Here is a 15791-nt window from a genome sequence, read left to right as displayed (position 1 = left end):
GTATTAACCCTCCTCTGCGACCGTAATGTTTTCATTTTCAAGAATACTTCCATCTTCTTCTAACCCGAAGGCTACATTGCTTTCAATCCATTTACGGCGCGGCTCTACTTTATCTCCCATAAGGGTCGTCACGCGACGCTCAGCCCGGGCAGCATCATCAATGCGGACACGGATCAGTGCACGTGTTTCAGGATCCATCGTTGTCTCCCATAGCTGATCGGCGTTCATTTCTCCAAGACCTTTATAGCGCTGGATCATATAGCCTTTACCAACTTTAGAAATGGCTCCTTGAAGCTCTTCATCCGTCCATGCGTATTCAAGCTTTTGTTTCTTTCCTGTACCTTTACTTACTTTGTAGAGAGGAGGAAGTGCAATATATACTTTCCCTGCTTCTAATAATGGTTTCATGTAGCGATAGAAGAAGGTCAGCAATAGAACCTGGATATGGGCTCCATCTGTATCGGCATCGGTCATGATGACAATTTTGTCATAATTGATGTCGCCGACGTTGAATTCCGGACCGACTCCACCACCTATCGCATGTATGATTGTATTGATTTCTTCGTTTTTGAAGATATCCTGAAGCTTTGCTTTTTCAGTATTGATGACTTTCCCCCGAAGTGGAAGAATCGCTTGGAATTTACGGTCACGACCTTGTTTCGCTGAACCTCCCGCAGAATCACCCTCCACAAGATAGAGCTCGTTACGGGCTGGATTTCTCGATTGAGCAGGCGTTAATTTACCAGATAGAACGGTTTCAGATCGCTTTCGTTTCTTTCCGTTACGCGCATCTTCCCTTGCCTTACGTGCTGCTTCCCGTGCTTGGGCGGCTTTAATGGATTTTTTAATAAGAAGGGAACTTGTATCGGGATTTTCTTCTAAGAAATATAAAAGGTGCTCCGAAACAACTGCATCCACGGCTGAACGTGCTTCACTCGTTCCAAGCTTTCCTTTCGTCTGCCCCTCAAATTGAAGGAGATGTTCCGGTATACGCACAGACACGATACTGGCCAGGCCTTCACGAATGTCGGTCCCTTCAAGATTTTTGTCCCGATCTTTTAAAATCCCAACTTTTCGGGCGTACTCATTAAAGACACGGGTCATGGCTGTCTTTGCTCCGGCTTCATGTGTACCTCCGTCTTTTGTACGAACATTGTTCACGAATGACAGAATGTTTTCTGAGAACCCGTCATTAAATTGAAAGGCGAACTCCACTTCGATGGTATGATTTTCCCCTTCAAAGAAAGCTACGTTATGAAGAACATCTTTTTCTTCGTTCAAGTATTGAACAAAGGCCTGGATCCCGCTCTCAAAGTGAAAGACTTCCTTCTGATCATGACGCTCATCAATGATTTCGATTTTTAACCCTTTAAGAAGGAATGCAGATTCCCTTAAACGCTCACATAGTGTTTCATAATTATAGGAGGTATTACTGAAAATCTCTGGATCAGGTTTGAAATGGATACACGTTCCTGATTTCTTTGTTTTTCCGATTTTCTCAAGAGTGGTTTCCGGTTTTCCACCTTTTGTGAAACGCTGTTCATACTTCGTTCCATCTCTTTCAATCGTCACAACAAGCCATTCCGATAGGGCGTTTACGACTGAGGCACCTACACCATGCAATCCGCCACTCGTCTTGTACCCGCCTTGTCCGAATTTCCCTCCTGCGTGCAGCACAGTCAAGATGACTTCAGGAGTGGGCTTGCCAAGTTTATGCATTCCAGTAGGCATCCCGCGTCCTTTATCCTGAACTGAGATGCTATTATCCTTATGTATCGTTACAATAATCTCATTTCCGAAGCCTGCTAATGCTTCATCCACCGAATTATCGACAATTTCGTATACTAAATGATGCAATCCTCTTGAATCTGTAGAGCCTATATACATTCCAGGTCTCTTACGTACGGCTTCTAAACCTTCTAAAACTTGAATGGCATCATCATTGTAATCCATGGTCTTATTCTGGTTGGCCACGAACATTCCCCTTTCAAAACTTCTCTAACCGTAAATAGTGCTTGTACGGTAGTATTGGTTATGTATATGTTAACTATAACATAAGAACGTTTGTTCGTTTACCTGTTTTGATCATTTCTGAGGTAAACCACTATGCTATATTGTAGCGTTTTATTTGATTTTCGCAAATGTAATTTCCTTGAACAGCTTTTATATCGGACTGTTTTCTTAAGTTGGGACCGGTTTTTTTAGTGCTGAAAGAAGAAAAGTCCACCCGAAAAAAAACAAGCGGTAAGAGCCGCTTGTTACGAGTGAGAGTTATTTGGTTAAAGCATGTTCAACCTTTATACAGCGATCCATAATGACTGTATACCCACGTTCTTTCAAAAAGCGATAAGCCTCTTCATTCATTACACCTTGTTGCGCCCAAAACACGTTAGAATCGATTTCATCAAATTCTATCGCGATCTGTGGTAGAAATTCTGAGCGTCGAAATACATTGACAATGTCAATCGGTCCTTCAATCTCCTTCAGAGAAGATACGGCTTTAACGCCCAATGCGGCATCAATGGTTGGATTCACAGGGATAATCTCATAGCCTTGATCCTGCATCGCTTTTGAGACCATATAAGATGTTCGTGAAGGATTGTCACTTAATCCGATCACAGCAATGCGTTTTGATTGTTTAAGAATGTTTCCGATTTCTTGTCGGGATGGGTTTTCCATAGATGTTTACAACTCCTTCGTGGTTCCTTATACATTCACTCTTGACTGTTCCTTAAGTCCTATTCTTCTTTTATACCATATTTCCCTTTAATTTTTCGAAATTTTATAAAAATATCTAAACAGAATGAAGTGTCAGATGGACAAAGGACGTGTTGATTTTCCTCTATCCATTCTGACACTTCTTAACATTTTACTCTTCAATTAATCCCTTGGATAGGAGAAATTCACGCGCTACATCTTTAGGATCTTGTTTATCCATATCCACCTTGGCATTCATCTCACTCATCTCTTCCTCAGAAATTTGTCCAGCTAATTCATTCAGGACTTCTTCTACTTCAGGATGATCTTCCAGAACTTCCTGACGGATGATAGGAGCGGCATCATATGGTGGGAAAAATCCTTTGTCATCCGTAGTTGTTTTCAGATTGTATCGTTGTATTCTTCCATCGGTTGTAAAGGCCGGAATAATATCTACATCTCCGTTCTTCACCGCTTCATACATAATGTTCGGGTCAAAGCTTTCTTTCTCTTTGAATTCGTAACCGTATGCTTCTGCAAATGCATCGTACCCATCACCTTCACGTTCATAGAATTGATGCGGTGCACCAAAACTTAAATCTTTCGATAGGGGAACAAGGTCAGAGAAGGTTTTGGCATCAAAGTCCTGATCTTGTGTATAAGCAAGGGTATACGTGTTTTCGAATCCCAGTGGCTTTAACCATGTCACATTGAACTTTTCTTCGTATCCTTTACGTACTTGAGATAGAATTTCTTCAGCTGTAGCCCCTTCCTTCGCCTGCTCTTTTAACACCGCTTCAAGTCCGGTTCCTGTGTACTCGATATATACGTCGATGTCGCCTTTTTCAAGAGCGGGTGTCAAAATCGATACTTCCCCGAGTCCTTCTTCCACTTTAACATCCAGGTCTGTTTTCTCTTTAAGAAGTTCAGCCATCATTTGCGTTAAAATAAACTGTTCAGTCCACATCTTGCCTGAAACCGTAATGGTATCTTTGCCCCCTCCATTTCCGCAACCTGCGATCACGAAGGATAGGGCTATTAATAAAATAAATGGTTTTAATTTCTTTTTCATTCTTACTCTCCTTTGAATATGCTTTATTTTCGTGCTTTTAATCCTTTAGGTGTTGTCATTCTTTCGAGTAGTTTTAATAAAAAATCAAAAGAAAGTGCAAGTAAGGCAGCAGGAATGGCCCCTGCAAGTACTAAAGAATTATTCCAGGTGGATAGTCCCCGGTAAATGAGATCACCCAGTCCCCCCGCTCCTACAAAGGTTGCAAGCGTCGCGACTCCCACCGTTAAGACAGTGGCGGTTCTGATACCCGCCATAATGAACGGCAGGGCGAGAGGAAGCTCCACTTTAAACAGTAGCTGTGAATTTGTCATACCCATCCCTCTGCCGGCTTCTATGACTCCCTCATCAACACCGATGATCCCTGTGTACGTGTTCCTGAGAATCGGTAAGAGTGCATATACGGTCAGGGCAATAATCGCTGTGATACTGCCTGTACCTAATAGGGGAATGAGAAAACCAAAAAGTGCTAAGCTGGGGATGGTTTGGAAAATGGCTGTTATTCCGATGTAGAATTCAGCTGTTTGCTTTTTTCGAGATATGTATATACCCAGCGGCAAAGAGATGGCAATGGCTATGAAAATGGATACGAATGATAAATACAGGTGCTCAAATAACCCGTTTAAGATGGCATCCGAGCGATTTGAAATGGTGTTGATAAAAAGTAGCGAGAATGTATTCATACCGAACGTGCCTCCTTTTTCCCTTCCGAGGCTACTGCACGAAGAATCCCGCTGGCCGTGACGCTTCCTGTCTTTTGGCCGTCTTTCGTCACCATGAGATATGGTTTGCCAGTCTCAAGTAGTACTCTTGCAGCTTCCTGGACCGTAGCGTCATAAGGTATCAACGTATATTCCGATTCTTCATAGTGCACGTAATTTGTATTATCCTCCATCATGTCGATTACTTGCATCTGAGTTTGTCGAGCGTTCAGGCGGTCCTCACCGATAAATGCCCGTACGAATTCATTTGCAGGTTGGGACAAAAGCTCTGATGGGGTAGCGATTTGTTCAATTTCTCCATCACGCATCACTGCAATCTCATCAGCGATCTTTAACGCTTCATCAATATCATGTGTGACAAACACAATCGTTTTATGTATCGTATTTTGAATGCTTTTCAATTCATCCTGAAGCTGCTCCCGGCTGATCGGGTCAAGGGCACTGAAAGGTTCATCCATCAGAATGATTGGGGGTTCAGCTGCCAGGGCACGAATGACGCCAACCCGTTGCTGTTGTCCACCGCTGAGTTCAAGAGGGTATCGTTTACGATACACCTTTGGTTCAAGGCCGACTAGATTCAGAAGCTCATCAACCCTGCCTTCATACTGTTCCTTCTTCCATCCTTTTAAACGGGGAATCAGGCTGATGTTCTCTTCGATTGTCATGTGTGGAAGCAATCCTATGCGCTGTATGACATAGCCGATATTACGCCTGAGCTCCACTTCATCGGTTTCAGATGTATCTTTACCATCTATGAAAATCTTACCACTGGAAGGGGAAATGAGCCTATTGATCATTTTCATCGTGGTCGTTTTCCCACATCCGCTTGGACCGATCAAGGCAACAAGTTTTCCTTTTGGAATCGTCAGGTTGATACCCTTTATGGCTTCTGTACCATCTTCGTAGACTTTCGTAACATTCTTAAATTCAATCATTTTTCCACCTGCTTTATGTACTGAGAAAATTTTCTAAACATAGAAGGGATACCCTCATTATACAAAAGGTAAACATGTTGTCCAAGAAATTGCCTTTGTGGCTTTAGTTTATGAATAATGTGGATTCCTCATACTAGATACTTCTTGATGTACAAGACAAGAAAAAGCCAGCAAACTATTGTTTACTGGCTTCAGTGTGATGTTTGTTCTTTAACAGGATATATTGTTCTACGATGATTCCTGTAATGGTTCCGAGTATCAATCCATTGTTCAAGATGGAGGCAACCACTACAGGCATGTCTTTAAAAGCGGATGGGGGTACAAACATGGCTCCTACCCCTACAATGAGAGAGATGCCGGCGACAAAATGGATTCTTTCGACGTTTTGTTCTTTTCTGTACTCTCCGAGAGCAAGGCCGACCATTTTGATGAAGATGACCGTAGTAACAGCATAGCCTACCGGAGCTGGAAGACTTGCGAATAGGTTCATTACTTTGGGAATCAGACTGATGATCATAATGATCGCACTCCCAAGGATAAAGGGAATAATCGAGTACATCCCTGTAGCGGCAACAAACCCGGCAGACCCGGAAATGGGTACAGATCCAATCGCTGAGAATATTCCACCGAACAGCTGATTCAATCCCGAAGCAAAGCCGCTCTTCGTAAACCTTTCATATGTGGGCTGCCCCTTTGCCTTCATCACTTCTTCCATTACTCGAATGGAAGCAATCATATTGGTCGTTAACAAGAATGTAATGAAAATGGATGTCACAATGACACCGGTATCGAATACAGGTGCTCCAAAGACGAACGTATCCGGTAATGAAAACCAGCTGTCAGAAACAGTCACACTTTCACCCAGTCCCATGAGAATAAAGACTAGCCAGCCCGAGATGAGGGCAAGAATAATGGAGTACTGTTGGATCCACTTTCGTTTATGACCTGAAAAGTATAAGGCTAAAAGGATGGTTATGATACTTCCTACTAAGACAAATGGCTGAAGAGATTGTCCCTCATGCTGTATCCCGAACATCCCTTTGATAAAAGATCCGCTTAATTGGAGAATCAACAGCATTAAGTAAATAAATGTAATCGCTGGTGTAAATAAAGATGATAATTTCTTTAGTAGTCCTGTTGCAGACAGAATAAAGAAAATCATACCGCTAACAATCATCCCACCTTGTAAGACGGTCAGCACTTCTTCGTGACTGCTGTACAGGGTTCCTGAAAAACCTGCATAGATGGCGAAAACCCCCCACCATAGTCCAGCCGGTCCTTCATTAATGGGAAGTTTATGACCAACCAATGCTTGGATAAGACTGGCGGCTCCTAACACAAAGATGGTCCGCTGAATAAACCCTGCAGTATCTGCTGGAGACAATTGAAACAGGTCAGCTATGGCAATGGGAGCGGCGATTGAGCCTGCTACCATAAAGGCCACCCATTGAAAGGCCGATAAAATTAATTGCATATATGTACACCTTCATTTCAACTATGTAAAGTGTGTTTATTTTAACATACTTCTCTCTTTGTGAATCAGTTTTAAGTGGAATAAAAGATATTATCTACTTTTATGAACAGGTACTAATTTTTTCGCTTATTTTCTCCCCATCCTATGGAAAACATGGTAAAATAAGAACGGATTAGTTATTTTAAAAGGAGCAGTGATGATGATTTTTGCCCTTATTCTTGTATTTGCTTATTTATTAGGCTCCATCCCTTCAGGGTTACTGATTGGGAAGACATTCTACGGAAAAGACATCCGTGAGCACGGGAGTGGAAACCTTGGCGGAACCAATACGTTCAGAACCTTGGGTGTGAAGGCCGGGATGATTGTCACAATCATGGATATTTTAAAAGGAACGGCAGCAACACTCTTACCATTGTTATTTGAAAGTGATGTACATATGTTATTGGCTGGGGTATTTGCTGTGATTGGTCATATGTATCCCGTATTTGCAAACTTTAGAGGAGGAAAGGCGGTAGCAACCTCTGCGGGTGTTCTTCTAGGCTATAATTACATCTTATTTTTAATTTTACTGGCAGTCTTCTTTATTTGCTTGTACGCAACCAAGTATGTATCACTCTCTTCTATGATAGCAGCGGTACTTGCCTTTACGTACTCGATTTTTACAGGAGATATTCCACTCATTATTGTCGTAGGAATCCTGACCATTTTCGTTGTTTACAGACATCGTGCGAATATTGTCCGAATCAAAAACAAAACGGAACCTAAAATCAAATGGCTGTAGTAAAAAAAGCGACCTAAGCGACAGGCTCTCCCTTATTCCATTGGAGAGTTTCTGGCTGTAGAGGTGGCTTTTTTTATGGTATTAGATAAGTCAAATAGGTATACCCTTCCATTCCTTTGAGAAAGATGATGGATATAAAAAGACAAATAAGATCATGATTAAACGAAATACCTCAAGATTCACATAAACATGAGAATAATCCTCAATATTTTCATAAATATGTCCCACTTTCCCCTGTTATTTTGTAAAATAGAGGTAATGTATAGATAAAGGATGATGAATATGAATAAAAAGCGAATAACGACAGGAGTATTCCTTTGTGTTCCTTTACTTTTAATGATCGGGTTTCTTGTAAATAAGCAATACACAGACTGGAACACCTCTGCTGAAGGAGAACAGAATAAGAACCTCTCCTCTTTGCTCCATACGCCGAAAGAAGTTCAAGCTTCAGGGAAATCGATAAAGTCAAATGCAACACTTGCCGCCATCGGAGATATTCTTCTCCATGATACAGTATATAATGATGCAAAAGATGAAAACGGGTATAACTTCACCCCTATGTTTGCACCCATCAAGGACATGCTGGCTGCCCCTGATTTTCTAATTGCCAATCAGGAATCAACCCCCGCTGGTGTAGAACTTGGCGTTTCCAGTTACCCACTCTTCAATAGTCCGAAAGAAATAGTGAAATCATTACAGGACGTCGGGGTGGATGCTGTCACAACTGCCAATAATCATTCATTGGATCAAGGCGAAAAAGGTCTTCTAAGTGCAATCGACTATTATGAGAAGATATCCATGCCCTATGTGGGTGCATTTAAAAGTAAGGAAGACAAGGAGCGAATTCGTACCTTCAATGTAAATGGAATCAATTTTGCCCTGCTTTCATACACATATGGAACAAATGGAATCCCTGTGCCAAAGGGGAAAGACTACTTAGTCAATCTAATCGATGAGCAAAACATGATACAAGAAGTCAAGAAAGCCAAAAGTATGAACGTTGATTTAGTCGTATTGAGTTTGCATTGGGGAAATGAATATCAACGCTTCCCTACTAAGGAACAGGAAAGACTGGCAAGTGTGTTAACGGAAAATGGTGTTGATATCATCTTTGGACATCATCCACACGTTCTGCAGCCAATCCAAACATACAAAACGAGTGATGGCAGGGATGCTGTAGTCATCTATTCATTAGGGAATTTTCTTTCAGGACAAAAAGATGATTTCAAAGATATTGGAGGAATGGTTACGGTTCAAGTAGAAAAAACGATGAAGCCGGGAAGTTCCAAGATTTCGTACCCTTCCATTGAATTTCAGCCAACCTTTGTTTCGGAAAATCATTACAATAACTACCGAATCTACCCTCTTGAGTTTGCTAAGAAAAATGGGTTGATTGGTTATTCAGAAGAAGAAATGGTCTCGCATATGGTGAATGGCCTGCCTGAATAAATAATGGCCAGATGAAATTTCTAAAGTCATCTGGCCATGTGGTAACACTTTCATATTCTAAGGTATAAACAAACGAGCCTCCTCTACGGGAAGCTCGTTTGTTAATGTCCACCGAATAGAAATGAATTAAAGAATATGCCTCCAAGGGCTAATACAGCCAATAAGGCGTTGGCCATCAAGAAAGTTTTGCGGCTGCCCTTAAAGAATAGAGTGACCATCCCATAATAAATGAGAGCAGCAATGATAATAAAGGTGCCGGCTTCAATCTGATATTTCGCCTCGTGTAATTGCAGGAACGTCAATACACTTAATCCGGCAAATATAAATGCACCTATGTAGTATAATAATGCTTGTGTATTCATCCATCTCATCCTTTATGCGTATTAGTAGATGTTCCTTCTTTTCTATGTATATAATATGAAATGAAACCTTCTTTGTAAAGAAACATGAAACACTCTGGGGGAATACTTGTAGAGAAAGGAGTCTCATCGATGAAGATACATATTTCAAAAGAAGCCCTGACGTGGTTTAAAAACGAAATGCTTGTAGAAGAAGGCGATCAAGTTCGTTTTTATGTACGCTATGGAGGTTCCAGTCCTCTGCATGATAGTTTTTCACTAGGAGTGAACAAAGACGAACCGGTTGATCTCGGTGAACGAATTGAAATCGAGAACAGGGAATTTTTTATTGAAGAGAGAGATTTATGGTTTTTTGATGGTCATGATTTATACGTCGAGTTTGACGATAAGCTTCAAGAACCTTCATATGAGTACAAAAAGTAAGTTTGCATGGAAAAAGGCTGGCATTCGCCAGCCTTTTTATGTTCGGTTTAGGAAGCGTGAGATATGGTCGTGGAGCCCCTCTTTAAGAAGAATGTCATATTGAATATCTCCTAGTAGATCAAAATGTGGAAAGCCGTCTTCCCTCACATGAATCCATTCTTTTTTCAACCCGTACTTATCTCCCCACTGAGTTAATGCATCGAGATCACAGCAGCCCACTTTCGTGACTGAACGTGCATGGGGAAATCGGTCATCTAGCCAATAATGAGTGAGAAATGCAATCTCTCCCCGCTTCACACGCTTCTTCCATGCGTGTAATTCATGTTTGGTTAAGCCGAACGCCATTCATGATCTTCCTCTCCGTCTTGCCTCTGTAAAATATTTTTCAAGGGACCTCTCGATTATGTAGACATTACTTCTTCGCCTTCTCGTATGCTTCATGCCAATGAGGGAACATTTTCCGGATGGAAATCGGACGGAAGTTTTCCTGTTTAACGCAAACATGCTTCGATTGTCCGGTGATGGCAAGCTGGTTTTGACCATTATAGATTTCATAAGCATATGTAATGCGGAGCCCATCATATTCTTCAACCCACGTTTTGATAAACGCTTTTTCACCGTAACGGACCGGTGATTTATAGCTGACATTGAGATCTATAACGGGAGATAGAATTCCTTCTTTTTCAATATCAGCGTACTTAAAGCCGAGATCTTCTATAAGCTGCGTTCTTCCTAATTCCATCCATACAAGATAATTCGCATGATACACAACACCCATTTGATCGGTTTCTGCGTATCGTACCTCTATGGTTTTTTCAGCAATATGCATCCTCTACACCCTCTTCATCTAATCAGTTTCCTTCCTCATTTTAACATAGATTGGAGAAGGCATTGAATAAATAGGCTTAGGAGTGAGTGGTACCTGCTAACCTTTTATTGATGAAAGAACCCGAACAGCCAGGTTCTCTTAAGAGCCTACTCCGTTCGGGATCCAGATGTTATTGCTCTGTTTGATGAGCTTCGTCTTTGATTTCATTACGGAAAGCTTCCAGGCTTTCTCTGCGACGCTCATTCTTCGCTTTAATAGACTGAAGTTGCTCTTCACTGTCTGTGAAAGCCATCGACTCCTCAGCCTTCTCCATATTCTCAATCGTATGCTGAACCATGCCTTGAAGCTTCTCTACATTATCACTACGATCATCCGGATTCGGTTTATCCCATGCCATCCTTCATTCCTCCTGCTATTTGTATTGAGGGACGGACCTTAAGACCGGTCCCTTTACATTTTTTGTCACAAGCGTTATTCACCCTTTGTTTGGATGACTTGCGCATGCTTACCTGACTTATCTTGCATTTGTTTTCCTTTGTTTCCGCCTGCTGCTCTTGATTGAGTACCAATATGGTTTGGTGCAAAATGATTCGGACTTCCCTTTGAATTACTCATTAACTTCCCCTCCTTACTAGTATGATTACCAAAATGATAAGGAAGAATAGGCGTAATAATTGGCAGTATTATTTTTGGTGCAAAAAAAATAAGCCTCGTAATTCCTTACTCGGCTTTGCCTATAGGGCGCTTTATTTCCAGTCTGGCATCGATTCGTTCTTCAATGGCATCAATGGCATCCTGATCTAGAAGAAGCTGCTTTTTGTTTTCTTTCACAAGATCCGCAAATGATTTTTTTCTCGGTCTGCGCAATCCAATCCCCTCACTCTCAATTGTGGTTTGTTATAAGTAGTATATCCAAATGTCAGATATTTTAAACAAAGGTCACAATAGTAGAGCCGGTTTTTCTGAACGGATTGTGGGATTTGGAGAATTGAATTTCGAAAAATCTGAAGTTTAGAGGTCCGTCCCCCGTTAACGATATTTCATAATTAAAGCAGTTTGAAGGTCCGTCCCTCACTTAATTAGCGCGGTGAAGGATTCAAGGCTGGTGATGGCGCCGATTTGTTTGTGGGTGATGATTCCTTGTTCATTGATGATAAATGTGGTTGGGACTGTTAGGATGTCATATGCGTTGTTGATTTTGTCGTCTTTGTCTAATAGGATCGGGAATGTGAGCCCCATTGCTTTTTGGTATTCTTTTACGTTGTATTGGGGGTCGATATTGATTGCCAGGATTTCAACGTCCTTCCCGTATTTCGTATAGAAGTCCTGCAAGATCGGCATTTCTTCTTTACATGGTGGACACCATGTAGCCCAGAAATTGAGAACCACTTTCTTTCCCTTTAATTCAGATAAAGTGATTGATTGCCCGGAAAGGGTATCCAATTTAAAGTCGATGGCCTTGTCCCCGACATTCGGTCCAGGATAGTGCTCTACAGGCGTAGTTTCCGACACCTCTCCTTCTTCTATATCGATTAATTGATCATATTCAGCTGCTTGCCCAAACGTGCTTTCAGAAAAGGAAGTGTGCTCTGACTTATTTTCCATATAAAATGTGAAGACTAATAAAGCTACAAGCAATATTCCAAAGATAGATTTCAAAGGAGTGCTCCTCTCATAGGAATGATATTACTATCATCTTATGAGAGCTTGTCTCTATTTAGTCATGGAATTTCAAGTGACCTCTAGCCATAATTGTTGAAGCAAAAAAAAGCCCCGGGAAGACCCGGGGCTTACGTCATGCACTATGCCTGTAATTTATTACGTAGAACCATTTGTAGAATTCCACCATGACGGTAGTAGTCTACTTCTACATCTGAATCAAATCGAGCCAGAACTTCGAACTCTGTTTTTGTTCCATCTTCAGCTACAGCTGTAACCGTTAAGATATCACGAGGTTTAACATCGTTTGTCACATTGACAGAAATCGTTTCTCTACCTGTTAAACCTAGAGATTCAGCGCTGTCACCCTTTTTGAATTGAAGTGGAAGCACTCCCATCATGACAAGGTTCGAACGGTGAATACGCTCATAGCTTTCAGCGATAACCGTTTTGATACCAAGAAGGTTTGTACCTTTTGCTGCCCAGTCACGGGAAGATCCCATACCGTAATCTTTTCCTGCAAGAACCACTAATCCAGTACCATCTTGTTGATATTTCATACAAGCATCGTACATTGCCATAACTTCATTGTCAGGCCAGTAGGTTGTGAAACCACCTTCTGTTCCTGGAGCAATTTGGTTACGAATACGGATGTTTGCAAACGTACCGCGCATCATCACTTCATGGTTACCACGACGAGAACCGTATGAATTGAAATCACGTGGTTCAACATTGTTAGCACGCAGGTATTTACCAGCTGGCGTATCCTTACCGATCGCGCCTGCAGGAGAAATGTGGTCAGTTGTTACTGAGTCACCAAATTTACCAACAACACGCAGTCCATTTAATCCTTGGATATCTTCTGGAGTAGTTGCTAATCCAGTGAAGAAAGATGGATTTTGGATATATGTCGATTGATCATCGAAGCTATAAAGTGGTTCATTACTTGTTTTGATTTCGTTCCAACGCTCGTTTTCAGAGAAAACATGCTCGTATTCTCTACGGAATAATTCAGGAGTAACAGTAGATTTCACAGCATCCTTGACTTCATCTTGAGAAGGCCAGATGTCTCTGAAGAATACATCATTTCCGTCTTTATCTTTACCCAGAGAATCTTTTTGAAGATCAATGTCCACTGTACCAGCTAATGCATAAGCAACAACCAGTGGTGGTGAAGCAAGATAGTTTGCTTTTACTAATGGGTGTATACGACCTTCGAAATTACGATTTCCTGAAAGTACTGAAGTTAAGAGTAAATCCGCCTCTGATACAGCTTTCTCAATCTCTGGACGTAATGGACCAGAGTTACCGATACAAGTTGTACAACCATACCCTACAAGGTTGAAGCCGATATCTTCAAGGTAAGATAGTAAACCTGAATCTCTAAGGTAACCAGTTACAACTTTTGACCCTGGAGCGAGAGAAGTTTTTACGTAATCAGGAACGTTCATTCCAAGCTCTACTGCTTTTTTCGCTACTAAGCCTGCACCCAGCATAACATATGGGTTAGATGTATTTGTACAAGATGTAATGGCAGCGATACCAATCGCTCCGGTAGGCATAACAACATCTTTACCATCTTCCGTTGAGTACTTTGCGGTTTTATTAATTTCAGACGCATCTAAACCGAAGCCTTGAACGCCTTCTTTAGCTGTAATTGACTTATTGAAAGATTCTTTCATATCAGATAGCGGAATCAAATCCTGTGGACGTTTAGGTCCGGAAAGGTTAGGTTCCACTGCAGAAAGGTCAATTTCTACTACATCTGTATAGGTTGGTTCTTCCTTTTCAGGAGTGAAGAACATATCATTTTTCTTTAAATATTCCTCAACCATCTTGATGTGGTCTTCGTCACGGCCAGTTAAACGAAGGTAGTCTAATGACTCTGAATCAACTGGGAAGAAACCACATGTTGCACCGTATTCAGGAGCCATATTGGCAATTGTTGCACGGTCGGCAAGTGGTAATGTTGCTACTCCTGTTCCGAAGTATTCAACAAATTTCCCTACTACACCTTTTTGACGCAATACTTGTGTAACTTTAAGAGCTAAGTCAGTAGCTGTTGCTCCATTAGGTAGTTCACCTGTCAATTTTACCCCGATAACTTCCGGGATTGGGAAGTATGAAGGTTGACCAAGCATTCCTGCTTCTGCTTCGATTCCACCTACACCCCAACCTAACACGCCGATACCGTTGATCATAGTGGTATGAGAGTCAGTACCGACCAGCGTATCCGGATACGCTTCAAAATCGCCATCTGTTGTTTCAACAGCGTGAACGACATTCGCTAGATACTCTAGATTAACCTGGTGTACGATCCCCGTTGCCGGCGGTACAGCACGATAGTTTTCAAATGCTTTTTGAGCCCAGCTAAGGAACTGATAACGCTCAGCGTTTCGTTCGAATTCAAGATCCATATTCGCTTGTAAAGCACCGACTGTACCATATTTATCTACTTGTACGGAGTGGTCAATTACAAGGTCTACTGGAATTTCAGGATTGATCTTTTGTGGATCTCCACCAATATCAGCCATTGCTTTACGTAAAGACGCCAAGTCAACTACTGCTGGTACTCCAGTAAAATCTTGAAGGATGACACGGGAAGGTTTGAATGGAACTTCCGCATCTTTCACTTCAGTTGAGCCCCAGTTTGCTAAATTTTCAACGTGGTCTTTGTTGATCACGCGTCCGTCAAACTGACGAAGTACAGACTCGAGCAATACCTTTACACTGTAAGGTAAACGATTAATTTTTGTTACTCCTGCTTCTTCAAGCGCTTTTAAACGATAGTAGTGATAACGTTTTCCTTCTAGTTCGAAAGAAGATCGTGCATTAAATACATCGTTCTTTGCCATTTCGAATTCCCCCTCTTAACTACATCACACAATAAGTCGAAAAGTTTTCGTTCTAAAACTAACGAACTTTTCTCACATTTACATCTTAATACAAGCGATTACATAAGTAAATAACAATAAAGTTATTGTTTTTGATAAGTTTTTCTTATCTAAAATAATAAACTCCTTTTGGTTTCAAGAAAAATATTGGTAAATCAACATTTTAACCCATGTCAAAACGTGTCAGTTGCATAAAATTATTATCGTGAAAAAATAAATCTGCTAGCCTTTCCCTCTTATAACGGATTGCTTGTGGTGGCATTCTATCCTTATGGAGGTGTTCAACAATGGCTAAACGTAAAGCAAACCATATCATAAACGGGATGAATGCAGCGAAGGCACAAGGAAAAGGTGCCGGTTACAATGAAGAATACTCAAATGAACCATTAACTGAGGCTCAACGTCAGTTTAATAAAAAACGCAAAACCAATCAGTAATTCTAATGATCGGTGATTGAACAAAGGAGACTCATGATGAATCCGGATTGATTTAATCACCGT

At 41.3% G+C, this 15791-nt stretch carries 18 protein-coding genes; 4 read left to right on the top strand and 14 right to left on the bottom strand.

What is annotated here, in order from left to right:
• Positions 1 to 3 precede the first annotated feature (3 nt).
• The 6 genes from parE to ACXAF2_RS00765 all read right to left on the bottom strand — a co-directional run bounded on the left by parE (position 4) and on the right by ACXAF2_RS00765 (position 6897).
• Positions 4 to 1974: a DNA topoisomerase IV subunit B gene (gene parE / locus ACXAF2_RS00790; RefSeq protein WP_475136941.1), complete on the bottom strand. Its 1971-nt coding sequence runs from the start codon at positions 1972 to 1974 to the stop codon at positions 4 to 6.
• A gap of 297 nt (positions 1975 to 2271) precedes the next feature.
• A complete protein-coding gene (locus ACXAF2_RS00785; protein WP_475136940.1) occupies positions 2272 to 2679 on the bottom strand; it encodes a CoA-binding protein in 408 nt (135 codons plus the stop codon).
• 190 nt (positions 2680 to 2869) lie between these two features.
• Positions 2870 to 3769, bottom strand: a complete 900-nt coding sequence (locus ACXAF2_RS00780; protein ID WP_475136939.1) for an ABC transporter substrate-binding protein — start codon at positions 3767 to 3769, stop codon at positions 2870 to 2872.
• A gap of 23 nt (positions 3770 to 3792) precedes the next feature.
• Complete coding sequence (locus ACXAF2_RS00775; protein ID WP_148968963.1) at positions 3793 to 4449, bottom strand: ABC transporter permease; 657 nt, start codon at positions 4447 to 4449, stop codon at positions 3793 to 3795.
• Positions 4446 to 5423, bottom strand: a complete 978-nt coding sequence (locus ACXAF2_RS00770) for an ABC transporter ATP-binding protein (RefSeq protein WP_475136938.1) — start codon at positions 5421 to 5423, stop codon at positions 4446 to 4448. The genes ACXAF2_RS00775 and ACXAF2_RS00770 overlap by 4 nt, the downstream gene beginning before the upstream one ends.
• 175 nt (positions 5424 to 5598) lie before the next feature.
• Positions 5599 to 6897: a purine/pyrimidine permease gene (locus ACXAF2_RS00765; protein WP_475136937.1), complete on the bottom strand. Its 1299-nt coding sequence runs from the start codon at positions 6895 to 6897 to the stop codon at positions 5599 to 5601.
• Between the two features lie 199 nt (positions 6898 to 7096).
• Here ACXAF2_RS00765 and plsY point away from each other — a divergent pair, with 199 nt between their 5' ends.
• Together plsY and ACXAF2_RS00755 are read left to right on the top strand one after the other, a co-directional pair.
• Entirely contained in the window at positions 7097 to 7678 is a 582-nt protein-coding gene (plsY, locus tag ACXAF2_RS00760) for a glycerol-3-phosphate 1-O-acyltransferase PlsY (protein WP_475136936.1), read from the top strand.
• 282 nt (positions 7679 to 7960) lie between these two features.
• A complete protein-coding gene (locus tag ACXAF2_RS00755; RefSeq protein ID WP_475136935.1) occupies positions 7961 to 9127 on the top strand; it encodes a CapA family protein in 1167 nt (388 codons plus the stop codon).
• A 101-nt stretch (positions 9128 to 9228) separates the two neighbouring features.
• Here ACXAF2_RS00755 and ACXAF2_RS00750 read toward each other — a convergent pair whose 3' ends face one another.
• A complete protein-coding gene (locus ACXAF2_RS00750) occupies positions 9229 to 9489 on the bottom strand; it encodes a hypothetical protein (RefSeq protein ID WP_475136934.1) in 261 nt (86 codons plus the stop codon).
• A 129-nt stretch (positions 9490 to 9618) separates the two neighbouring features.
• On the opposite strand from ACXAF2_RS00750, the gene ACXAF2_RS00745 reads away from it, so the two are divergent.
• Positions 9619 to 9909 carry a HesB/YadR/YfhF family protein gene (locus ACXAF2_RS00745; protein ID WP_148968968.1) on the top strand — a complete coding sequence of 97 codons (291 nt, stop codon included), beginning with the start codon at positions 9619 to 9621 and terminating at the stop codon, positions 9907 to 9909.
• 36 nt (positions 9910 to 9945) lie between these two features.
• On the opposite strand, the gene ACXAF2_RS00740 is transcribed toward ACXAF2_RS00745, so the two are convergent.
• The 7 genes from ACXAF2_RS00740 to acnA all read right to left on the bottom strand — a co-directional run bounded on the left by ACXAF2_RS00740 (position 9946) and on the right by acnA (position 15252).
• Positions 9946 to 10254: a hypothetical protein gene (locus tag ACXAF2_RS00740; protein WP_475136933.1), complete on the bottom strand. Its 309-nt coding sequence runs from the start codon at positions 10252 to 10254 to the stop codon at positions 9946 to 9948.
• A 67-nt stretch (positions 10255 to 10321) separates the two neighbouring features.
• A complete protein-coding gene (locus ACXAF2_RS00735; protein ID WP_475136932.1) occupies positions 10322 to 10738 on the bottom strand; it encodes an acyl-CoA thioesterase in 417 nt (138 codons plus the stop codon).
• A 169-nt stretch (positions 10739 to 10907) separates the two neighbouring features.
• The gene (gene tlp, locus ACXAF2_RS00730) at positions 10908 to 11135 is read right to left on the bottom strand and encodes a small acid-soluble spore protein Tlp (RefSeq protein WP_475136931.1); all 228 of its coding nucleotides are present in this window, start codon (positions 11133 to 11135) and stop codon (positions 10908 to 10910) included.
• 74 nt (positions 11136 to 11209) lie between these two features.
• Entirely contained in the window at positions 11210 to 11353 is a 144-nt protein-coding gene (locus ACXAF2_RS00725) for an acid-soluble spore protein N (protein WP_044336998.1), read from the bottom strand.
• A 105-nt stretch (positions 11354 to 11458) separates the two neighbouring features.
• A complete protein-coding gene (locus ACXAF2_RS00720; protein WP_113967859.1) occupies positions 11459 to 11605 on the bottom strand; it encodes an FbpB family small basic protein in 147 nt (48 codons plus the stop codon).
• A 204-nt stretch (positions 11606 to 11809) separates the two neighbouring features.
• A complete protein-coding gene (locus ACXAF2_RS00715) occupies positions 11810 to 12397 on the bottom strand; it encodes a peroxiredoxin family protein (protein WP_475136930.1) in 588 nt (195 codons plus the stop codon).
• Positions 12398 to 12540: 143 nt separating this feature from the next.
• Positions 12541 to 15252, bottom strand: coding sequence for an aconitate hydratase AcnA (gene acnA / locus ACXAF2_RS00710; protein WP_475136929.1), 2712 nt, complete (start codon positions 15250 to 15252; stop codon positions 12541 to 12543).
• A gap of 326 nt (positions 15253 to 15578) precedes the next feature.
• Here acnA and sspO point away from each other — a divergent pair, with 326 nt between their 5' ends.
• Positions 15579 to 15728 (top strand): small acid-soluble spore protein O, encoded by a 150-nt coding sequence (sspO, locus tag ACXAF2_RS00705; RefSeq protein ID WP_475136928.1) that lies wholly within the window; start codon positions 15579 to 15581, stop codon positions 15726 to 15728.
• Positions 15729 to 15791 lie beyond the last annotated feature (63 nt).

This window comes from Rossellomorea sp. ABR4_004 (assembly GCF_056159585.1).
Note: the sequence above shows the minus strand (reverse complement) of the source record. Positions and strands in the feature narration are given on the sequence as shown.

What these genes read in the sequence shown, in the direction of transcription:
- ACXAF2_RS00785 (WP_475136940.1), bottom strand. Translation starts at nt 2,679, where the DNA reads ATGGAAAACCCATCCCGACAAGAAATCGGAAACATTCTTAAACAATCA.
- ACXAF2_RS00780 (WP_475136939.1), bottom strand. Translation starts at nt 3,769, where the DNA reads ATGAAAAAGAAATTAAAACCATTTATTTTATTAATAGCCCTATCCTTC.
- ACXAF2_RS00775 (WP_148968963.1), bottom strand. Translation starts at nt 4,449, where the DNA reads ATGAATACATTCTCGCTACTTTTTATCAACACCATTTCAAATCGCTCG.
- ACXAF2_RS00770 (WP_475136938.1), bottom strand. Translation starts at nt 5,423, where the DNA reads ATGATTGAATTTAAGAATGTTACGAAAGTCTACGAAGATGGTACAGAA.
- ACXAF2_RS00765 (WP_475136937.1), bottom strand. Translation starts at nt 6,897, where the DNA reads ATGCAATTAATTTTATCGGCCTTTCAATGGGTGGCCTTTATGGTAGCA.
- plsY (WP_475136936.1), top strand. Translation starts at nt 7,097, where the DNA reads ATGATTTTTGCCCTTATTCTTGTATTTGCTTATTTATTAGGCTCCATC.
- ACXAF2_RS00755 (WP_475136935.1), top strand. Translation starts at nt 7,961, where the DNA reads ATGAATAAAAAGCGAATAACGACAGGAGTATTCCTTTGTGTTCCTTTA.
- ACXAF2_RS00750 (WP_475136934.1), bottom strand. Translation starts at nt 9,489, where the DNA reads ATGAATACACAAGCATTATTATACTACATAGGTGCATTTATATTTGCC.
- ACXAF2_RS00745 (WP_148968968.1), top strand. Translation starts at nt 9,619, where the DNA reads ATGAAGATACATATTTCAAAAGAAGCCCTGACGTGGTTTAAAAACGAA.
- ACXAF2_RS00740 (WP_475136933.1), bottom strand. Translation starts at nt 10,254, where the DNA reads ATGGCGTTCGGCTTAACCAAACATGAATTACACGCATGGAAGAAGCGT.
- ACXAF2_RS00735 (WP_475136932.1), bottom strand. Translation starts at nt 10,738, where the DNA reads ATGCATATTGCTGAAAAAACCATAGAGGTACGATACGCAGAAACCGAT.
- tlp (WP_475136931.1), bottom strand. Translation starts at nt 11,135, where the DNA reads ATGGCATGGGATAAACCGAATCCGGATGATCGTAGTGATAATGTAGAG.
- ACXAF2_RS00725 (WP_044336998.1), bottom strand. Translation starts at nt 11,353, where the DNA reads ATGAGTAATTCAAAGGGAAGTCCGAATCATTTTGCACCAAACCATATT.
- acnA (WP_475136929.1), bottom strand. Translation starts at nt 15,252, where the DNA reads ATGGCAAAGAACGATGTATTTAATGCACGATCTTCTTTCGAACTAGAA.
- sspO (WP_475136928.1), top strand. Translation starts at nt 15,579, where the DNA reads ATGGCTAAACGTAAAGCAAACCATATCATAAACGGGATGAATGCAGCG.